The organism is Streptomyces endocoffeicus (assembly GCF_016741935.1).
GTDB lineage: Bacteria > Actinomycetota > Actinomycetes > Streptomycetales > Streptomycetaceae > Streptomyces > Streptomyces endocoffeicus.
Window position 1 is genome coordinate 291196 of record NZ_JAERRG010000002.1, and the last position, 22032, is coordinate 313227.

Below are 22032 nucleotides of genomic sequence, written 5' to 3' on the forward strand. Positions count from 1 at the left end.
CAAGAGCTCATCGACTCACCTCAGCACCGCGGGGACGGCGTAATGGCGACGGCGAACGAAGAGAAGTACCTCGACTACCTCAAGCGGGCCACCACCGACCTGCGCGAGGCGCGGCGGCGGCTGCGCGAGGTCGAGGAGCGCGAGCAGGAGCCCATCGCCATCGTGGCGATGAGCTGCCGCTACCCCGGCGGGGTCAGCACCCCCGAGGAGCTGTGGCAGCTCGTCGCCCGCGGCGGTGACGCGGCCACGCCGTACCCCACCAACCGCGGCTGGGCCACCGACGTCCTCTTCGAGCCGGACCCGGACAGCGGCCAGGAGCCGTACGTCCACGAGGGCGGATTCCTCCACGACGCGGCCGACTTCGACCCGGCGTTCTTCGGCATCTCGCCGCGCGAGGCCCTGGCCATGGACCCGCAGCAGCGGCTGCTGCTGGAGACCTCCTGGGAGGCGTTCGAGCGCGCGGGCATCGACCCGACCACCCTCCAGGGCAGCCAGACCGGTGTGTTCGCGGGCGTGATGTACCACGACTACGCCTCCCGGCTCTTCTCCGCGCCCGAGGACGTCGAGGGCTTCCTCGGCAACGGCAGCTCCGGCTCCATCGCCTCCGGCCGCGTCGCCTACACCTTCGGCCTGGAGGGGCCGGCCGTCACCATCGACACGGCCTGCTCGTCCTCCCTGGTCGCCCTGCACTTCGCCGCGCAGGCGCTGCGCCGCAGGGAGTGCTCGCTGGCCCTGGCCGGCGGTGTCACCGTCATGTCCACCCCCGGCACCTTCACCGAGTTCAGCCGCCAGCGCGGACTCGCGGCGGACGGCCGCTGCAAGTCCTTCGCGGCGGCGGCGGACGGCACCGGCTGGGGCGAGGGCGCCGGCATGCTGCTGCTGGAGCGGCTCTCCGACGCCCGCGCCAACGGCCACCAGGTGCTGGCCGTCGTCCGTGGCAGCGCCATCAACCAGGACGGCGCCAGCAGCGGGCTGACCGCGCCCAACGGCCCCTCGCAGCAGCGCGTCATCCGCCAGGCCCTGGCCGCCGCCCGGCTCGCCCCGGGCCAGATCGACGTGGTCGAGGCCCACGGCACCGGCACCACCCTCGGCGACCCCATCGAGGCGCAGGCCCTGCTCGCCACGTACGGGCGCAACCACAACGAGGACCAGCCGCTGTGGCTGGGCTCCATCAAGTCCAACATCGGGCACACCCAGGCCGCCGCCGGTGTCGCGGGCATCATCAAGATGGTCATGGCGATGCGCCACGGGGTGCTGCCGCGGACCCTGCACGTCGACCAGCCCACCCCCAACGTCGACTGGTCGGCGGGCGCCGTCTCGCTGCTGACCGAGGGGCGCGCCTGGCCCGACACCGGGCAGCCGCGCCGGGCCGCGGTGTCCTCGTTCGGCATCAGCGGCACCAACGCGCACACCATCCTGGAGCAGGCGCCGGAGCCGGAGGAGGCAGCGGCCGCGAAGACGGCCGACGACGCCCCGGCCCCGGCCGCCGAGGCCCACGCCACCGCGCTGCCGCTGTGGACCGTGGCCGCCAAGAGCCGCCCCGCGCTGCGCGCCCAGGCCGCCAACCTGCGCGCCCACCTCGAGGCCCACCCCGAACAGCGCCTCACTGACGTCGGCTTCTCGCTGGCCATCGGCCGGGCCGCCTTCGAGCACCGGGCCGCGATCGTCGCCGACGACCGCGAGGGCCTGATACGGGCCCTTGACGCGCTGTCCCGTGAAGAGCCCGCGACCGGGCTGGTCGAGGGCAAGGTCGCGAGCGGCAAGGTGGCGTTCCTGTTCACGGGGCAGGGGAGCCAGCGGCTGGGGATGGGGCGTGAGCTGTACGCGTCCTATCCGGTGTTCGCGGAGGCGCTGGACGCGGTGTGCGCGGAGCTGGACGCACATCTCGAACGTCCTTTGAAGGATGTCCTGTTCGGGGAGGACGCCGAGGCGCTGGATCGGACGGGGTTCACTCAGCCCGCGTTGTTCGCGGTTGAGGTGGCGTTGTTCCGGTTGGTTTCGGAGGCGTGGGGGCTGCGGCCCGATTTCCTCTCGGGTCATTCGATCGGTGAGCTGGCCGCCGCGCATGTGGCGGGTGTGTTGTCGCTGGCGGACGCGGCGAAGTTGGTGGCGGCGCGTGGGCGGTTGATGCAGGAGCTTCCGGCGGGTGGCGCGATGATTGCCATCCAGGCGTCGGAGGACGAGGTGGCGCCGCTGCTCGGCGAGCGCGTGTCGATCGCCGCGCTCAACGGGCCGTCGTCGGTGGTCATCGCGGGTGACGAGGACGCGGCGTTGGAGATCGCCTCTGGCTTCGAGGCGCAGGGCCGTAAGACCAAGCGGCTCACGGTGAGCCACGCGTTCCATTCGCCGCGTATGGACGGGATGCTGGAGGCGTTCCGTCAGGTGGCGCGGGGGCTGTCGTACGAGGCTCCGAAGATTCCGATCGTGTCGAATCTGACCGGTGGCGTGGTGTCAGCCGAGGAGATCACGACGGCGGACTTCTGGGTGCGCCATGTCCGCGAGGCCGTCCGCTTCCTCGATGGCGTACGGACGCTGGAGGAGCGCAACGTCACGACGTTCGTGGAGCTGGGCCCGGACGGTGTGCTCACCGCCATGGCCCAGGACTGCCTGACCCGCGACGACGCCACCCTTGTGTCCGCGCTGCGCTCCGGCCGCCCGGAGCTCCAGAGCCTGGCCACCGCCGTCGCCGGGGCACATGTCCACGGTGTCTCCCCGGACTGGGCGGCGGTGTTCGCCACGACGGACACGGCCCGCACCGACCTTCCGCTCTACCCCTTCCAGCGCGAGGCCTACTGGCTCGACATCGGCCACTGGGCGGGCGACATGGCGTCCGCCGGGCTCGGCGTGGCCGACCATCCGCTGCTGGGCGCGGCGGTGGCGCTCGCCGACTCCGACGGCTTCCTCTACACCGGCCGGCTCGCCCTGGACACCCATCCGTGGCTGGCCGATCACACGGTGGCGGGCTCGGTGCTGCTGCCTGGTACGGCCTTCGTGGAGCTCGCGATACGCGCCGGTGACCAGGTCGGTTGTGATCTGCTGGAGGAGCTGACGCTGGAGGCGCCGCTGGTGCTTCCCGAGGCGGGCGGTGTCCAGCTCCAGCTCTCGGTGGGCGCGCCCGACGGTTCGGGGCGGCGCTCGCTGACGGTGTATTCGCGGTCCGAGGACGCGGCGGTCGACGAGCCGTGGATGCGGCATGCGTCGGGTGTGCTGGGCTCGGGCGCGCCCACGGCGTCGTTCGACCTGGCGGCGTGGCCCCCGGCGGGGGCGTCGGCGCTGCCGGTCGAGGGCCTGTACGAGGGCCTGGCCGAGGCAGGTCTGGCGTACGGCCCGGTGTTCCGGGGGCTGACGTCTGCCTGGCGGTTGGGCGATGAGGTCTACGCGGAGTTGGAGCTGTCGGAGGGTGCGCGGGGCGAGGCGGGTGCGTTTGGTCTGCATCCGGCGCTGTTGGATTCGGCGCTGCATGCGGTGGGGTTGGGTGGTCTGATCGGGGGTGAGGGTGAGGGCGGGGCTCGGTTGCCGTTCTCGTGGGCTGGTGTGTCGTTGCATGCGGTGGGTGCTTCGGTGTTGCGGGTGCGGTTGTCGGCGGCGGGTGCGGGTGCGGTGTCGTTGGCGGTGGCTGATGGTGCCGGGCGTGCGGTGTTGTCGGTGGATTCGTTGGTGTTGCGGCCGGTGTCGGTGGAGCAGATCCAGGGTGCGCGGGGTGGCCGCCAGGAGTCGCTGTACCGGCTCGACTGGGCCGAGGTGTCCGCGCAGGGCGCGGCCGGACGCTGTGCGCTGCTGGGGTCCGACGCCTTCGGCCTGGCGTCGGCGGCTGGGCAGCGGTTCGACACGTACGCCGACCTGGACGCGCTGGCCACGGCGGTCGAGTCCGGCGCCGCGCTGCCGGATGATGTGGTGGTCGTCCTGCCCGGGAACGTTGTGGCGTCGCACGCTGCTGCGGCTTCTCAAGCCGGCCCGGCGGGTGGGGCAAATCAAGCCCGTCCGGCGATTGAGGACACGCCCGAAGGGCGTCCGGGGTCCTGGGGCTTGCCCCAGGTTGCGGGAAGGGGCGGGACTGGGGAATCACCCACCGACACGGCGCACCGCGCCACCGCCCAGGCGCTGAGCCTGCTGCAGCAGTGGCTGGCGGACGACCGTTTCACCAACTCGCGCCTGGTCGTGTTGACCTCGGGTGCCGTGGCCGCCGGTGCGGATGAGCCGGTGGCCGATCTGGCCCATGCCGCCGTCTGGGGCCTGGTGCGCTCGGCCGAGTCGGAGAACCCGGGCCGGTTCGTCCTGGTGGACGTGGATGGCGCGGCTGATTCGCTGGCGGCGGTGTCGGACGCGTTGGCGTCGGGCGAGCCGCAGGTGGCCGTACGGGAGGGGGTGCTGCGGGCGCCGCGCCTGGCGCGGGCCGCCGCTACCGGCTCCGGTGACGAGGCGGCGGAGTTCGACGCCGAGGGCACGGTGCTGGTCACCGGCGCGAGCGGCACGCTGGGCGCGCTGTTCGCCCGCCACCTGGTAGTGGAGCGCGGCGTACGGCATCTGCTGCTGGTCAGTCGCCGTGGTGACGAGGCCCCGGGCGCGCCCGAACTGACCGCCGAACTGGCCGAGCTGGGCGCGAACGTGAACTGGGCGGCGTGTGATGTCGCCGATCGTGGTGCGCTGGCCGAGGTGCTGGCGGGGATTCCGGCGGAGCACCCGCTGACGGGCGTGGTGCACACGGCCGGTGTGCTGGACGACGGTGTGATCGGTTCGCTCACCCCCGAGCGCATGGCCGGGGTGCTGCGTCCAAAGGTGGACGCGGCCTGGAACCTGCATGAGCTGACCCGCGACCTGGACCTGTCGGCGTTCGTTCTCTTCTCCTCCGCCGCCGGTGTCTTCGGCGCCGCCGGACAGGGCAACTACGCCGCCGCCAACGCCTATGTGGACGCGCTGGCCCAGCACCGTACGGCGCTCGGCCTGCCCGGCACCTCGCTGGCCTGGGGTCTGTGGGCCGACTCCAGCGGGATGACCGGTGGGCTGGACCAGGCCGATGTGTCCCGGATGAGCCGGGGCGGCGTCGCCGCGCTCGCCACCGACGAGGGCAAGGAGCTGTTCGACGCGGCCGGACGGGCGGGCGAGGCGCTGCTCGTACCGGTGCGTCTCGACCTGGCGGCGGCACGGGCCGAGGCGGCGTCCACCGGTGTGGTGGCCCCGCTGATGTCCGGGCTGGTGCGGGTCCCGGCGCGGCGTACGGCGGAGGGCTCCGCCGGAACGGGCGCCCTGGCGCAGCGGCTGGCCCGGCTGAACGAGACCGAGCGGCTGGAGACGCTGCTGGAGCTGGTCCGTACCCAGGTCGCGGCCGTCCTGGGCTATGCCACCGCCGACTCCGTGGACCCCGACCGCGCCTTCCGCGACCTGGGCTTCGACTCGCTGACCGCCGTCGAACTGCGCAACCGCGTGAACGCGGTCACCGGGCTCCGGCTCCCCGCCACCCTGGTCTTCGACTACCCGACCTCCCTTGTCCTGGCCGAACACCTCCGGGACGAACTGGCCGGCACCCGCGCCCAGTCGGGCCTGCCGGTGTCGACCGTGGGCGCGCTCGACGACGAGCCGATCGCCATCGTGGGCATGAGCTGCCGCTTCCCGGGCGGGGTGCGCACCCCCGAGGATCTGTGGCGGCTGCTGTCCTCCGGCCAGGACGCGATCTCCGGCTTCCCCGTGGACCGTGGCTGGGACCTGGACGCGCTCTACCACCCGGACCCGGAGCACCCCGGCACCTCGTACACCCGCGAGGGCGGTTTCCTCCACGACGCCGCCGACTTCGATCCCACCTTCTTCGGAATCTCGCCGCGCGAGGCCGTCGCCACCGATCCGCAGCAGCGGCTGCTGCTGGAGACGTCGTGGGAGGCGTTCGAGCGCGCGGGCATCGACCCGGCCACGCTGCGCGGCAGCCGTACCGGTGTGTTCGCGGGTGTGATGTACCACGACTACGCCACGCTCGTTGAGCAGGCCCCGGACGGTGGCGGCGAGGGCGCGATCGGCTCCGGCAGCACGGGCTCCATCGCCTCGGGCCGCGTCGCCTACGCCCTCGGTCTGGAGGGCCCGGCCGTCACCGTCGACACGGCGTGCTCGTCGTCGCTGGTGGCGCTGCACTGGGCGATGCAGGCGCTGCGCTCGGGCGAATGCACGATGGCGCTGGCCGGTGGTGTCACGGTGATGGCGACCCCCGGCACGTTCGTCGGCTTCAGCCGTCAGGGCGGCCTGTCCGCCGACGGCCGCTGCAAGGCGTTCTCGGCGGACGCGGACGGCACGGGCTGGGCCGAGGGCGCGGGCATGCTGCTGGTCGAGCGGCTGTCGGACGCGCGCAGGAACGGCCACCCGGTGCTGGCGGTGGTGCGCGGCAGCGCCGTGAACCAGGACGGCGCGAGCAATGGCCTGACGGCGCCGAACGGCCCGTCCCAGCAGCGCGTCATCCGGCAGGCGCTGGCCGCCGCGGGTCTGTCGGTCGGCGATGTGGACGCGGTCGAGGCGCACGGTACGGGCACGACGCTGGGCGACCCGATCGAGGCGCAGGCGCTGCTGGCCACGTACGGCCAGGAGCGGGACGCCGAGCGGCCGTTGCTGCTCGGCTCCATCAAGTCGAACATGGGCCACACCCAGGCCGCCGCCGGTGTCGCGGGCATCATGAAGATGGTCCTCGCCATGCGGCACGGGGTGCTGCCGAGGACCCTGCACGCGGACGAGCCGTCGCCGCATGTGGACTGGTCGGCGGGGGCCGTCTCGCTGCTGACGGAGCAGGTGGAGTGGCCGGAGAGCGGCCGTCCGCGCCGCGCGGGTGTGTCGTCGTTCGGCATCAGCGGCACGAATGTGCACACGATCATCGAGCAGGCGCCGGTGGTGGAGGCGGCTGAGGCCCCCTCCGGTGTGGTGGCTCCGGGTGTGGTGCCGTGGGTGCTGTCCGGCCGCAGCGCGGCCGCCCTGCGGGCCCAGGCCGAGCGGCTGGTCGCCCATGCGGCGGACCGGCCCGAGCTGGGCGCGGTCGACCTGGGCCACTCGCTGGTGACCGGCCGATCGGCGTTCGACCACCGTGCGGTGGTGGTGGCCGAGGACCGGGACGGGCTGCTGACGGCTCTGGGGGCGCTGGCCGAGGGGCGTCGCGCCGCGGCGCTCGTTCAGGGTTCGGTGGCCGGTGGCAAGGTGGCGTTCCTGTTCACGGGGCAGGGGAGTCAGCGGCTGGGGATGGGTCGTGAGCTGTACGACGCCTATCCGGTGTTCGCCGAGGCGCTGGACGCGGTGTGTGCGGAACTGGACGCGCGTCTGGAACGGCCGCTGCGGGATGTGCTGTTCGGCGAGGACGCGGCGGAGCTGGACCAGACCGGGTTCACCCAGCCCGCGCTCTTCGCGATTGAGGTGGCGCTGTTCCGGCTGGTCGAGACGTGGGGTCTGCGTGCGGACTTCCTGTCCGGTCACTCGATTGGTGAGCTGGCCGCCGCGCATGTGGCGGGTGTGCTGTCGCTGGCGGACGCGGCGAAGTTGGTGGCGGCGCGTGGCCGTCTGATGCAGGCGCTTCCGGCCGGTGGCGCGATGATCGCCGTGCAGGCGTCCGAGGACGAGGTGGCGCCGCTGCTGACCGAGCGCGTGTCGATTGCCGCGCTCAACGGGCCGTCGTCGGTGGTCATCGCGGGTGATGAGGACGCGGCGGTGGAGATCGCCTCTGGTTTCGAGGCGCGGGGCCGTAAGACCAAGCGGCTCACCGTGAGCCACGCGTTCCACTCGCCGCGCATGGACGGCATGTTGGAGGCGTTCCGCGAGGTGGCGCAGGGGCTGACGTACGAGGCCCCGCGCATTCCGATCGTCTCCAACCTGACGGGCGAGCTGGTCTCCGCCGAGGAGATCACGACCGCCGACTTCTGGGTGCGCCATGTCCGCGAGGCCGTGCGCTTCCTCGACGGCGTGCGGACCCTGGAAGCCGAGGGTGTCTCCACCTTTGTCGAGCTGGGCCCGGACGGTGTGCTCACCGCGATGGCGCAGCAGTGTGTCACTGGTGAGGATGCCGCGTTCGTCTCGGCCCTGCGCAAGGGCAGGTCCGAGGCCGAGACGCTGACCAAGGCCCTCGCGCGCGCCCATGTGCGTGGTGTGGCGGTGGACTGGGCGACTGTCTTCGCCGGTACGGGCGCGGCTCGGGTGGAGCTGCCGACGTACGCCTTCCAGTACGCGCGCTACTGGCCCGAGCTCCCGGCCACCGTGGGTGGTACGGCCGGGCTGGGGCTGGCGACCGTCGACCATCCGCTGGTCGGAGCCGCCGTGCCGCTGGCCGGTGGCGAGGGACTGCTGCTCACGGGGCGCCTGGGACTCGACACGCATCCGTGGCTGGCGGACCACGCCGTGATGGGTTCGGTGTTGCTGCCGGGTACGGCCTTCGTTGAGCTGGCGGTTCGCGCGGGTGACCAGGTGGGCTGTGATCTGCTGGAGGAGCTGACGCTGGAGGCGCCGCTGGTGCTTCCGGAGGTGGGCGGTGTTCAGCTTCAGCTGTCGGTGGGTGCGCCGGACGGGTCCGGTCGTCGTGCGTTCGAGGTGTACTCGCGGTTCGAGGACGCGGTCGCCGATGAGCCGTGGCTGCGCCACGCCTCGGGTGCGCTCGTGGAGGGCGCGCCGGCGGCGTCGTTCGACCTGGGCGTATGGCCTCCGGCCGGTGCGACGCCGGTCGAGCTGGACGGTCTTTACGAGGGCATGGCGGGTCTGGGGCTCGCCTATGGCCCGGTGTTCCAGGGGCTGAGGTCCGCTTGGCGGTTGGGCGATGAGGTCTACGCGGAGTTGGAGCTGGTGGAGGGTGCGCGGGGCGAGGCGGGTGCGTTTGGTCTGCATCCGGCGCTGTTGGATTCGGCGCTGCATGCGGTGGGGCTCGGTGGTCTGATCGAGGGTGAGGGTGAGGGCGGGGCTCGGTTGCCGTTCTCGTGGGCTGGTGTGTCGTTGCATGCGGTGGGTGCTTCGGTGTTGCGGGTGCGGTTGTCGTCGGCGGGTGCGGGTGCGGGTGCGGGTGCGGTGTCGTTGGCGGTGGCGGATGGTGCTGGGCGTGCGGTGCTGTCGGTGGATTCGCTCGTGCTGCGGCCGGTGTCGGTGGAGCAGATCCAGGGTGCGCGGGGTGGCCGCCAGGAGTCGCTGTACCGGCTGGATTGGGCCGAGGTGTCGGCGCAGGGCGCGGCCGGACGCTGTGCGCTGCTGGGGTCCGACGTCCTCGGCCTGGCGTCGGCTGGGCTGCGGTTCGACGCGTACGCCGATCTGGAGGCGCTGGCCACGGCGGTGGAGTCCGACGCCACAGCGTTGCCGGATGATGTGGTGGTCGTCCTGTCCTCGAACCTTGCTGCGGCAAATCAAGCCCGTCCGGCGATTGAGGACACGCCCGAAGGGCGTCCGGGGTCCTGGGGCTTGCCCCAGGTTGCGGGAAGGGGCGGGACTGGGGAATCACCCACCGACGCGGCGCACCGGGCCACCGGCCAGGCGCTGAGCCTGCTGCAGCAGTGGCTGGCGGACGACCGTCTCACCAACTCGCGCCTGGTCGTCCTGACCTCGGGTGCCGTGGCGGCCGGTGCGGATGAGCCGGTAGCCGATCTGGCTCATGCCGCCGTCTGGGGTCTGGTGCGCTCGGCGGAGTCGGAGAACCCGGGCCGGTTCGTGCTGGTGGACGTGGATGGCGCGGCCGAGTCGCTGACGTCGGTGCCGGACGCGCTGGCGTCGGGCGAGCCCCAGGTGGCCGTACGGGACGGGGTGCTGCGGGCGCCGCGCCTGGCGCGGGCCGCCGCTACCGGCTCCGGTGACGAGGCGGCGGAGTTCGACGCCGAGGGCACGGTGCTGGTCACGGGTGCGAGCGGCACGCTGGGTGGTCTGCTGGCGCGGCATCTGGTGGTGGAGCGTGGCGTACGGCATCTGCTGCTGGTGAGCCGTCGTGGTGACGAGGCCCCGGGCGCGCCCGAACTGACCGCCGAACTGGCCGAGCTGGGCGCGAACGTGAACTGGGCGGCATGTGATGTCGCCGATCGTGACGCGCTGGCCGAGACGCTGGCGGGGATTCCGGCGGAGCGCCCGCTGACGGGCGTGGTGCACACGGCCGGTGTGCTGGATGACGGTGTGATCGGTTCGCTGTCGCCGGAGCGGTTGGAGCGGGTGCTGCGTCCGAAGGTGGACGCGGCGTGGAATCTGCATGAGCTGACCCGCGAGCTGGACCTGTCGGCGTTCGTTCTCTTCTCTTCGGCCGCCGGTGTGTTCGGGAATGCGGGTCAGGGCAACTACGCCGCCGCCAACGCCTTCCTGGACGCCCTCGCCCAGCACCGTGCGGCGCGCGGTCTGCCCGCCACCTCGCTGGCCTGGGGTCTGTGGGCCGACTCCAGCGGGATGACCGGTGAGCTGGACGACGCGGATGTGTCCCGGATGAGCCGGGGCGGTGTTCTCGCGCTCTCCGCGACCGAGGGTCTGGAACTGTTCGACGTCGCGGGCCGCCTCGGCGAGGCGGTGCTGGTGCCGATGTCGCTGGACATGGCCGCGCTCCGGGCGCAGGCGGGCAGCGGTGCGCTGGCGCCGCTGTTCCGTGGGCTGGTGCGGGTTCCGGCGCGGCGTGCGGCGGAGGGTGCGGCGGCGTCGGGTGCGCTGGCGTGGCGGCTGGCCGGGCTGAGCGAGGCCGAGCAGCTCGATGTGCTGCTGGAGCTGGTCCGTACGAACGTCGCGGCGGTGCTCGGATACGCCGGTCCGGAGACGGTCGAGCCCGACCGTTCCTTCCGTGAGCTGGGCTTTGACTCGCTGACGGCGGTGGAGTTGCGGAATGCGCTGGGTGCGGTGAGTGAGCTGCGGCTGCCCGCGACGCTGGTCTTCGACTATCCGACGCCTGCGGTGCTGGCGGAGTTCCTGCGTACGGAGGTTGTGGGGGCTGCGGCTGCTGTGGCGGGGCCGGTGGTGGTGTCGGCGGCCGATGATGAGCCGATCGCCATCGTGGGTCTGGGTTGCCGTTATCCGGGTGGGGTGGAGACTCCGGAGGATCTGTGGCGGCTGGTCATGGAGGGCCGGGACGCGATCTCCGAGTTCCCCACCGACCGTGGCTGGGACCTCGCGGCGCTCTACCACGAGGACCCGGACCACAGCGGAACGAGCTACGCCCGCGAGGGCGGCTTTGTCGACCGGGCGGGCCACTTCGACCCGGCGTTCTTCGGGATCTCGCCGCGTGAGGCCCTGGCCATGGACCCGCAGCAGCGGTTGCTGTTGGAGACGTCGTGGGAGGCGTTCGAGCGGGCCGGGATCGACCCGGGTGTGCTGCGCGGCAGCCGTACCGGTGTGTTCGCGGGCGTCATGTACCACGACTACGCCTCGCTGCTGGAGCGGGTGCCCGAGGGCGTCGAAGGCTTCCTCGGTACGGGTAATGCGGCGAGTGTGATTTCGGGGCGGTTGGCGTACACGTTTGGTCTTGAGGGGCCGACGATCACGGTGGATACGGCGTGTTCGTCGTCGTTGGTGGCGTTGCATCTTGCGGTGCAGGCGTTGCGGAACGGTGAGTGTTCGCTGGCGTTGGCCGGTGGTGTGACGGTGATGGCGACTCCGGCGCCGTTTGTGGAGTTCAGCCGTCAGCGTGGGTTGGCCGCTGATGGGCGCTGCAAGGCGTTCTCGGCGGATGCGGATGGTACGGGGTGGTCCGAGGGTGCGGGCATGCTGCTGGTGGAGCGGCTGTCGGACGCGCGGAAGAACGGCCATCCGGTGCTGGCGGTCGTGCGTGGCAGCGCGATCAACCAGGATGGTGCGTCGAATGGTCTGACGGCGCCGAATGGTCCGTCGCAGCAGCGGGTGATTCGTCAGGCGTTGGCGAATGCGGGTTTGTCGGCGTCCGAGGTGGACGCGGTGGAGGCGCATGGCACGGGTACCAGTCTCGGTGACCCGATCGAGGCGCAGGCGCTTATGGCGACGTATGGCCAGGAGCGGGAGTCGGAGCGGCCGTTGCTGCTGGGTTCCATCAAGTCGAACATGGGGCATACGCAGGCCGCTGCCGGTGTGGCGGGCATCATCAAGATCGTCATGTCGATGCGGCATGGTGTGCTGCCGCGTACGTTGCATGCGCAGGAGCCGTCGCCGCATATTGACTGGTCTGCGGGTGCGGTGTCGCTGTTGCAGGAGTCGGTGGAGTGGCCGGAGTCCGGGCGTCCCCGGAGGGCTGCGATCTCGTCGTTCGGCTTCAGCGGGACGAATGCGCACACGATCATCGAGCAGGCTCCGGTCATCAGCGAGGCCGAGGCCCCGCGTGAGGTGGCGACGGCGCCTGGTGTGACGTCGTGGCCGCTGTCGGCGAAGACCGCCGACGCGCTGCGTGCGCAGGCCGGGCGTCTTCGTTCCTACCTGGACGAGCGGCCGGAACTCGCCCCGGCCGACCTCGGCTACTCGCTCGCGACCACGCGCGCCGCGCTGGACCACCGCGCGGTGCTGGTGGCCGACGACCGCGAGGGTTTCCTGCGCGGTCTGGACGCCCTGGCACGCGGCGAGTCCGGCGCGGAGGTGATCCAGGGGGCGGCTGCCGGTGGCAAGGTGGCGTTCCTGTTCACCGGGCAGGGGAGCCAGCGGCTGGGGATGGGTCGTGAGCTGTACGACGCCTTCCCGGTGTTCGCGGAGGCGCTGGACGCGGTGTGCGATGAGCTGGATGGGCACCTTGAGCGGCCGTTGAAGACGGTGCTGTTCGGGGAGGACGCCGAGGCGCTGGACCAGACGGGGGTCACCCAGCCCGCGCTGTTCGCCATCGAGGTGGCGCTGTTCCGGCTGGTGCGGGCGTGGGGTCTCAAGGCGGACTTCCTCTCCGGCCACTCGATTGGTGAGGTGGCTGCCGCGCATGTGGCGGGTGTGCTGTCGCTGGCGGACGCGGCGAAGTTGGTGGCGGCTCGTGGCCGTCTGATGGAGGAGCTTCCGGCGGGTGGCGCGATGATCGCGGTGCAGGCGTCGGAGGACGAGGTGCTGCCGTTGCTCACCGAGCGTGTCTCGATCGCCGCGCTCAACGGCCCGTCGTCCGTGGTCATCGCGGGTGACGAGGACGCGGCGGTGGAGATCGCCTCTGGTTTCGAGGCGCAGGGCCGTAAGACCAAGCGGCTCACGGTCAGCCACGCGTTCCACTCCCCGCGCATGGACGGCATGTTGGACGCCTTCCGAGAGGTCGCGGAGGGCCTGACCTACGAGGCCCCGCGCATCCCGATCGTGTCCAACCTGACCGGTGCGGTCGTGTCCGCCGAGGAGATCACCACCCCCGACTTCTGGGTGCGCCACGTCCGTGAAGCCGTCCGCTTCCTGGACGGTGTCCGGACGATGGAAGCCCAGGGCGTCACCACCTTCATCGAACTCGGCCCCGACGGTGTCCTCACCGCCATGGCCCAGGAGTGCGTCACCGACGCCGACGCGGCCGGATTCGTCGCCGCGCTGCGGGCCGGTCGGCCCGAGGCGCGGTCGGTCCACGCCGCCATGGCACGGGCGTACGTCCGTGGTGTGGCGGTGGACTGGGCGGCAGTCTTCGCCGGTACGGGCGTGGCTCGGGTCGAGCTGACCGATCTGCCGACGTACGCCTTCCAGCGCCGCCGGTACTGGCCGCAGGCGTCGGCCTACGGCGTCGGTGGCACGGCGGGGCTCGGGCTGGCCGCCGTGGACCATCCGCTCGTGGGGGCCGCCGTACCGCTCGCGGGCGGCGATGGTGTGCTGCTGACCGGGAGGATCTCGGCCCAGACGCATCCGTGGCTGCTCGATCACGCCGTGATGGGTTCGGTGCTGCTGCCGGGTACGGCCTTCGTGGAGCTGGCGGTTCGCGCGGGTGACCAGGTGGGCTGTGACCAGGTTGAGGAGCTGACGCTGGAGGCGCCGTTGGTGCTTCCGGAGGTGGGTGGTGTTCAGCTTCAGCTGTCGGTGGGTGAGCCGGACGGGTCCGGTCGTCGTGCGTTCGAGGTGTACTCGCGGCTTGAGGACGCGGTCGCCGATGAGCCGTGGCTGCGCCACGCCTCGGGTGCGCTCGTGGAGGGCGCGCCGGCGGCGTCGTTCGACCTGGGCGTATGGCCTCCGGCGGGTGCGACGCCGGTCGAGCTGGACGGTCTCTACGAGGGCATGGCGGGCCTGGGGCTCGCCTACGGCCCGGTGTTCCAGGGGCTGAGGTCCGCCTGGCGGCTCGATGGCGAGGTATACGCGGAGCTGGAGCTGGCGGAGGACGGGCAGTCCGAGGCGGGGCTGTTCGGTCTGCATCCGGCGCTGCTGGACTCGGCCTTGCACGCGGTCGGGCTCGGCGGTCTGATCGAGGGCGAGGCCGGGGCTCGGCTGCCGTTCTCGTGGGCTGGTGTGTCGTTGCACGCGGTGGGTGCTTCGGTACTGCGGGTGCGGTTGTCGGCGGCCGGTGCGGATGCGGTGTCGTTGGCGGTGGCTGATGGTGCTGGGCGTGCGGTGCTGTCGGTGGATTCGCTGGTGTTGCGGCCGGTGTCGGCCGAGCAGCTGGAGAGCGCGCGCACGGCGTACCGCGAGTCGCTGTACCGCGTGGAGTGGACGCCGACGCCCGTGCCCGCGGACTCGGCCGAGGGCCGCTGGGCGGTGCTGGGCGCGGACGCGTTCGGGCTGGGCGTCACGGCGTACGCGGACTTTGCGGCACTGGGCGAGGCCGTCGATTCTGGAACGGCGCTGCCGGACTACGTCGTGGTGGACCTGGCAAATCAAGCCCCTGCAGACGCAGCACTTGAAGGCCCAGGTGCGGCATCTTCAGCCCGTCCGGCGTTTGAGGACCGGGGTCTTGGGGCGGAGCCCCAAGTTGCGGGAAGGGGCGGGATAGGGGAGAACCCCACCCGAGCCGCACACCACGCCACCACCCAAGCTCTCCACCTCCTCCAGTCCTGGCTGGCCGACGACCGCTTCGCGAACTCCCGTCTGGTCCTGCTGACCTCGGAGGCCGTGGCCACCGCAACCGGTGAGCCGGTGACGGACCTGGCGGGGGCCGCCGTACGCGGTCTGGTGCGTTCCGCTCAGGCCGAGAACCCGGACAGGCTCGTCCTGGTCGACCTCGACGGCCACGGCCACGGCGACTCGCGGGCCGCGCTGCCCGCCGTGCCCGCCGTGCTCGCGAGCGGCGAGGCCGAGGTCGCGGTGCGGGAGGGCGTCCTCAAGACGCCACGCCTGGTCCGCGCCGCGTCCGCCGCCGACAACGCGGCCCCCGCGTGGAACCCGGACGGCACGGTGCTGGTCACCGGCGCGTCCGGCTCGCTGGGCGGCCTGTTTGCCCGCCACCTGGTGGCCGATCGCGGCGTACGGCACCTGCTGCTGGTGAGCCGCCGTGGCGACCAGGCGCCGGGCGCGACCGAACTCACCACCGAACTGGCCGAGTTGGGTGCCGAGGCGCGCTGGGCGGCGTGCGACGTGGCGGACCGGGACGCACTCGCCGCGACCCTCGCCACCATCCCCGCCGAGCACCCGCTGACAGCGGTCGTGCACACCGCAGGCGTGCTGGACGACGGCGTGATCGGTTCGCTCACCCCCGAGCGCATGGCCGGGGTGCTGCGCCCGAAGGCGGACGCGGCCTGGAACCTCCACGAGCTCACCCGCGACCTCGACCTGTCGGCGTTCGTGCTCTTCTCCTCGGCCGCCGGTGTGTTCGGCAATGCGGGCCAGGGGAACTACGCCGCCGCCAATGCCTACCTGGACGCGCTCGCTCAGCACCGCCGGGCGCATGGCCTGGCAGGTACCTCGCTGGCCTGGGGTCTGTGGGCCGACTCCAGCGGGATGACCGGGGAGTTGGACGAGGCCGATGTGTCCCGGATGAGCCGGGGTGGCGTCGTGGCGCTGTCGGCCACCGAGGGCCTGGAGCTGTTCGACGCCGCGTACCGCACGGATGAGCCGCTGCTCGTACCCGTACGGCTGGACCTGGCCGTAATGCGTGCCGAGGCGGCGTCGACCGGTGTGGTGGCGCCGCTGCTGCGGGGGCTGGTGCGGGTTCCGGCGCGGCGTGCGGCGGAGGGTGCGGCGGCGTCGGGTGCGCTGGCGCGGCGGCTGGCCGGGCTGAACGAGGCCGAGCAGCTCAACGCCCTGCTGGAACTGGTCCGTACGCAGGTCGCGGCCGTACTCGGCCATGACTCGCTGGACACCGTCGAACCGCATCGTTCCTTCCGTGAGCTGGGCTTTGACTCGCTGACGGCGGTGGAGTTGCGGAATGCGCTGGGTGCGGTGAGTGAGCTGCGGCTGCCCGCGACGCTGGTCTTCGACTACCCGACGCCTGCGGTGCTGGCGGAGTTCCTGCGTACGGAGGTGGTCGGCGCGGCGGCTGCTGTGGCGGGTCCGGTGGTGGTGTCGGCCGCCGATGATGAGCCGATCGCCATCGTGGGTCTGGGCTGCCGTTATCCGGGTGGGGTGGAGACTCCGGAGGATCTGTGGCGGCTGGTCATGGAGGGCCGGGACGCGATCTCCGAGTTCCCCACCGACCGTGGCTGGGATCTGGACGGGCTCTACCACCCGGACCCCGACCACCCGGGCACCTCGTACTCCCGCGAGGGCGGCTTTGTCGACCGGGCGGGCCACTTCGACCCGGCGTTCTTCGGGATCTCGCCGCGTGAGGCCCTGGCCATGGACCCGCAGCAGCGGTTGCTGCTGGAGACGTCGTGGGAGGCGTTCGAGCGGGCCGGGATCGACCCGGCCGTGCTGCGCGGCAGCCGTACTGGCGTGTTCGCGGGCGTGATGTACCACGACTACGCGTCCTCGCTGCCGGCACTTCCGGAGGGCGTGGAGGGGTTCGTCGGTACGGGTAATGCGGCGAGTGTGATTTCGGGTCGGTTGGCGTACACGTTTGGTCTTGAGGGGCCGACGATCACGGTGGATACGGCGTGTTCGTCGTCGTTGGTGGCGTTGCATCTTGCGGTGCAGGCGTTGCGGAGTGGTGAGTGTTCGCTGGCGTTGGCCGGTGGTGTGACGGTGATGGCGACTCCGGCGCCGTTTGTGGAGTTCAGTCGTCAGCGTGGGTTGGCCGCTGATGGGCGGTGTAAGGCGTTCTCGGCGGATGCGGATGGTACGGGGTGGTCCGAGGGTGCGGGCATGCTGCTGGTGGAGCGGCTGTCGGACGCGCGGAAGAACGGCCATCCGGTGCTGGCGGTCGTGCGTGGCAGCGCGATCAACCAGGACGGTGCGTCGAATGGTCTGACGGCGCCGAATGGTCCGTCGCAGCAGCGGGTGATCCGTCAGGCGTTGGCGAATGCGGGTTTGTCGGCGTCCGAGGTGGACGCGGTGGAGGCGCATGGCACGGGTACCAGTCTCGGTGACCCGATTGAGGCTCAGGCGCTTTTGGCGACGTATGGCCAGGAGCGGGAGTCGGAGCGGCCGTTGCTGCTTGGTTCCATCAAGTCGAACATGGGGCATACGCAGGCCGCTGCTGGTGTGGCGGGCATCATCAAGATCGTCATGTCGATGCGGCATGGTGTGCTGCCGCGTACGTTGCATGCGCAGGAGCCGTCGCCGCATATTGACTGGTCTGCGGGTGCGGTGTCGCTGTTGCAGGAGTCGGTGGAGTGGCCGGAGTCGGGTCGTCCCCGGCGGGCTGCGATCTCGTCGTTCGGCTTCAGTGGCACCAACGCCCACACGATCATCGAGCAGGCCCCCGAGGCCGAACCGACGGAGGCTCCCACGGCCCCGGTCGCCCAGCCGTCCGTTCTGCCGTGGCTGCTCTCCGGCAAGAACGCCGACGCGCTGCGCGCCCAGGCCGGGCGGCTGCTCGCCGATCTCGACCGGCGGTCCGACGTCTCGCTCACCGACCTCGGCTACTCGCTCGCGACCACGCGCGCCGCGCTGGACCACCGTGCGGTCGTGGTCGGCGCGGACCGTGCTGGGCTGGTCGCGGGTCTGGAGGCACTGGCGGGCGGCGAGTCGGTGGCCGGGCTGACGCAGGGAGCGGTGGCCGAGGGCGGCAAGGTGGCCTTCCTGTTCACCGGTCAGGGCAGCCAGCGGCTGGGCATGGGGCGTGAGCTGTACGACGCCTTCCCGGTGTTCGCGGAGGCGCTGGACGCGGTCTGCGATGAGCTGGACGGACACCTCGAACGGCCCTTGAAGACGGTGCTGTTCGGGGAGGACGCCGAGGCGCTGGACCAGACCGGGTTCACCCAGCCCGCGCTGTTCGCCATCGAGGTGGCGCTGTTCCGGCTGGTGGCGACCTGGGGTCTGAAGCCGGACTTCCTCTCCGGCCACTCCATCGGTGAGCTGGCCGCCGCCCATCTGGCCGGTGTGCTCTCGCTCGCGGACGCCGCGAAGCTGGTGGCCGCTCGCGGGCGGTTGATGCAGGAGCTGCCCGGCGGTGGCGCGATGATCGCGCTGCAGGCGTCCGAGGACGAGGTCACACCGCTGCTCACCGAGCGTGTCTCGATCGCCGCGCTCAACGGTCCCACCTCCGTCGTCATCGCTGGCGACGAGGACGCGGCGGCTGAGATCGCTGCCGGTTTCGAGGCGCAGGGTCGTAAGACCAAACGACTCACCGTGAGCCACGCGTTCCACTCGCCGCGCATGGACGGGATGCTGGAGGCGTTCCGCGAGGTTGCGGAGGGGTTGTCGTACGAGGCCCCGCGCATTCCGATCGTCTCCAACCTCACCGGGAACGTGGTCTCCGCCGAGGAGATCACCACCCCCGACTTCTGGGTGCGCCACGTCCGCGAGGCCGTCCGCTTCCTGGACGGTGTCCGGATGATGGAAGCCCAGGGCGTCACCACCTTCATCGAGCTCGGCCCCGACGGTGTCCTCACCGCCATGGCCCAGGAGTGCGTCACCGACGCCGACACGGCCGCCTTCGCCACCGTGCTGCGCAAGGACCGCCCCGAGGCCGAGGCGCTGACGGCCGCCATCGCGCGGGCCCATGTCCGGGGCGTGGCGGTGGACTGGAAGGCGTTGTTCGCGGGGACCGGTGCCCAGCGCACCGAGTTGCCCACGTACCCCTTCCAGCGCGAGCGCTACTGGCTGGAGGCTCCCGCCGGGACCATCGGCGATGTGGCCTCGGCCGGTCTCGGCGCGGCCGATCACCCGTTGCTGGGCGCGGCGGTGGATCTGCCCGACTCCGAGGGCGTCCTCTTCACGGGCCGGCTTTCGCTCCGTACCCACCCGTGGCTGGCCGACCACGCCGTCATGGACACCGTGCTACTGCCCGGAACGGCCCTGGTCGAGCTCGCGGTTCGGGCCGGTGACCAGGTCGGCTGCGATCTGCTGGACGAGCTGACCCTCGAAGCGCCGCTGATCCTGCCGGAGCGCGGCGGAGTGCAGCTCCGGGTCGCCGTGGACGAGCCCGACGGCCCCGAGGGGCGGCGCGCGCTGACCGTGTACTCGCGGCTGGAGGACGCCACCGACGAGCCGTGGATCCGGCATGCCTCCGGTGTGCTGATGGTCTCCGGCTCCTCCGGGGTCCCGACCGCCCCGGCGGAGTGGCCCCCGGCCGCTGACACGGCTGCCACTGCCACCGCCGACCTCGAACCGCTCGACGTGGACGTGGACGGGCTGTACGACGGCTTCGCCGCCCTCGGCCTCGCCTACGGCCCGGTGTTCCAGGGCCTGCGCAAGGCGTGGCGGCGCGGGGACGAGGTGTTCGCCGAGGTGGCGCTCGACGAGGACCGGCAGGGCGAGGCCCGTGCGTACGGGCTGCACCCCGCGCTGCTGGACGCCGCGCTGCACACGGTGGCGCTCGGCGGGTTCTTCCCGGCCGAGGAGGCGGGCCAGGCGCGGCTGCCGTTCTCGTGGGACGCCGTACGGCTGCACGCGGTCGGCGCGACCGCGCTGCGGGTGCGGGTCTCCCCGGCCGGGCACGGCGCGGTGGCGCTGGAGATCAGCGACGAGGCCGGTGCCCCGGTGGTGTCGGTCGGTTCGCTGGCGCTGCGGCCGCTGGACGCCGAGCAGTTCGCGGGCGCCCGTACCGCACACCACGAGGCGCTGTTCCGCGTCGACTGGGCCGTACTGCCCACGCATGCGGCGCGGCAGCGGCCGGAGGACGCCGCCCTGTGGGCCGTCCTGGACGGCTTCGGCGGCGGCGATCTGAAGCTCACGGCCGCGCTGACGGACGCGGACACCGGTATCGAGGCCGAGACGTACGCGGGGCTTCCCGCGCTCGCCGAAGCGGTGGAGGCCGAAGGGATCGCGCCCGATGTGGTCCTGGTGCCGTGCCTGCCCGACCTGGGCATGCCCGGGGACACCACGGGCGCCGCGCACACCGTCGTCCGGCGGACGCTGGCGCTGGTCCAGGAGTGGCTCGCCGACGAGCGGTTCGCCGACTCCCGGCTGGTCCTGCTCACCCGAGGCGCCGTGGCCGTGGCCGTGACCACGGGCGACGACGACGCGGGGGCCGAAGCGGCCGAGGGCGTCGAGGGGGCCGAGGGCGTGGACGATCTGACGCACGCCGCGGCCTGGGGTCTGGTGCGCTCGGCGCAGGCCGAGCACCCGGGCCGGTTCGTCCTGGTCGATGTCCAAGGAGACATGGACGTCCAGGGAGACATGGACGTCCAAGGAGACATCGACATCCACGGCGCCCTGGCCCGTGGTGTCCCCGGGCACGGCGACCCGGCCACCGGCACCCCGGCCACCGCCACCCCCCACGGCTGGCTCCCCGCCCTCGTGGCGGCGCTGCGGACCGACGAGCCGCAGCTCGCCGTGCGCGCCGGGGTCGTCCACGCGCCGCGGCTCGCGCGGGTGGCGGCCCTGGACGAGGCGGCCGTGCCCGGCCTGGACCCGGCGGGCACCGTGCTGGTCACCGGCGCGTCCGGCACCCTGGGCGGGGTGCTGGCCCGCCATCTGGTGACCGAGCGCGGCGCCCGGAAGCTGCTGCTGACCAGCCGCCGGGGCGCGGAGGCGGCGGGCGCCGCCGAACTCACCGCCGAACTCGCCGAGCTGGGCGCCGAAGCCCACTGGGCGGCGTGCGACGCGGCCGACCGCACCGCCCTGGCCGAGGTCATCGCGTCCGTCCCCGCCGATCACCCCCTCACCGCCGTGATCCACGCGGCGGGTGTGCTCGACGACGGGATCGTCGAGTCCCTCACCCCCGAGCGCGTCGCCCACGTCATGCGTCCGAAGGTGGACGCGGCCTGGAACCTGCACGAGCTGACCCGGGACCTCGACCTGTCCGCGTTCGTGCTGTTCTCCTCCGCCGCCGGTGTCTTCGGCAACCCGGGGCAGGGCAACTACGCGGCGGCCAACGCCTTCCTGGACGCCCTCGCCCAGCACCGCCGCGCCCGGGGCCTGCCCGCCGTCTCCCTGGCCTGGGGCCTGTGGGAGGACGAGGGCGGCATGGCCGCGACCCTCGCGACCGCCGACCGGCAGCGGATGAGCCGCGGCAGCATGGGCGCGCTGAGCAACGCCGAGGGCCTGGCCCTGTTCGACGTATCGGGCCTGGCCGGACACGCGGTGCTGATCCCCGCCGCCCTGGACATCGCCGCCCTGCGCGCCCAGTCCACGGCCGGGGTCGCCCCGCTGCTGCGCGGGCTGATCCGTACCCCCGTACGGCGCGCCGCGGCCGGTGGCGGCGGCGGGGCGGACGAGGCGGCGAGCCTCGCCGAGCGGCTCGCGGGCATGTCCGCGGCCGAACGGGACCGCTTCCTGATCAACCTGGTCTGCGGCCAGGTGGCGACCGTGCTCGGCTACGGCAGCGCGGCCGCCATCGAACCCGGCGCGGCCTTCAAGGAGCTGGGCTTCGACTCGCTCACCGCCGTCGAACTCCGCAACCGGCTCGGCGCGGCCACCGGCCTCCGGCTGCCCGCCACGCTGATCTTCGACTACCCGACCCCCGATGCCCTGGCCGACCATCTGCGCGCGGAGCTCCCGCACGGGGACGGCGGCGGCCCGTCGGTGTTCGGCGAACTCGACCGGCTGGAAGCCGCCCTGGCGGTGGCCGCGGACGACAGCGTCACCCGCTCCAGGATCACCATGCGCCTCCAGGCGCTCCTGGCGAAGTGGAACGACGCCCAGGACGCGACCGGCGACGGCGACACCGACGACCACGACCTCGAATCCGCGACCGACGATGAGCTCTTCGACCTGCTCGACGACGAACTCGGCTCCTCCTGAACGGGAGCGTTCTGAACCCATGGA

1 protein-coding gene is annotated in these 22032 nt (G+C 72.3%); it reads left to right on the forward strand.

Annotated features, from left to right (window positions below):
* Nucleotides 1-42 precede the first annotated feature (42 nt).
* Nucleotides 43-22008, forward strand: a complete 21966-nt coding sequence (locus JK364_RS08925) for a type I polyketide synthase (protein WP_201849371.1) — start codon at nucleotides 43-45, stop codon at nucleotides 22006-22008.
* Nucleotides 22009-22032 lie beyond the last annotated feature (24 nt).

Bases quoted from the DNA above. Each gene is read 5' to 3' on its own strand.
- JK364_RS08925 (WP_201849371.1), top strand. From the start codon at position 43: ATGGCGACGGCGAACGAAGAGAAGTACCTCGACTACCTCAAGCGGGCC.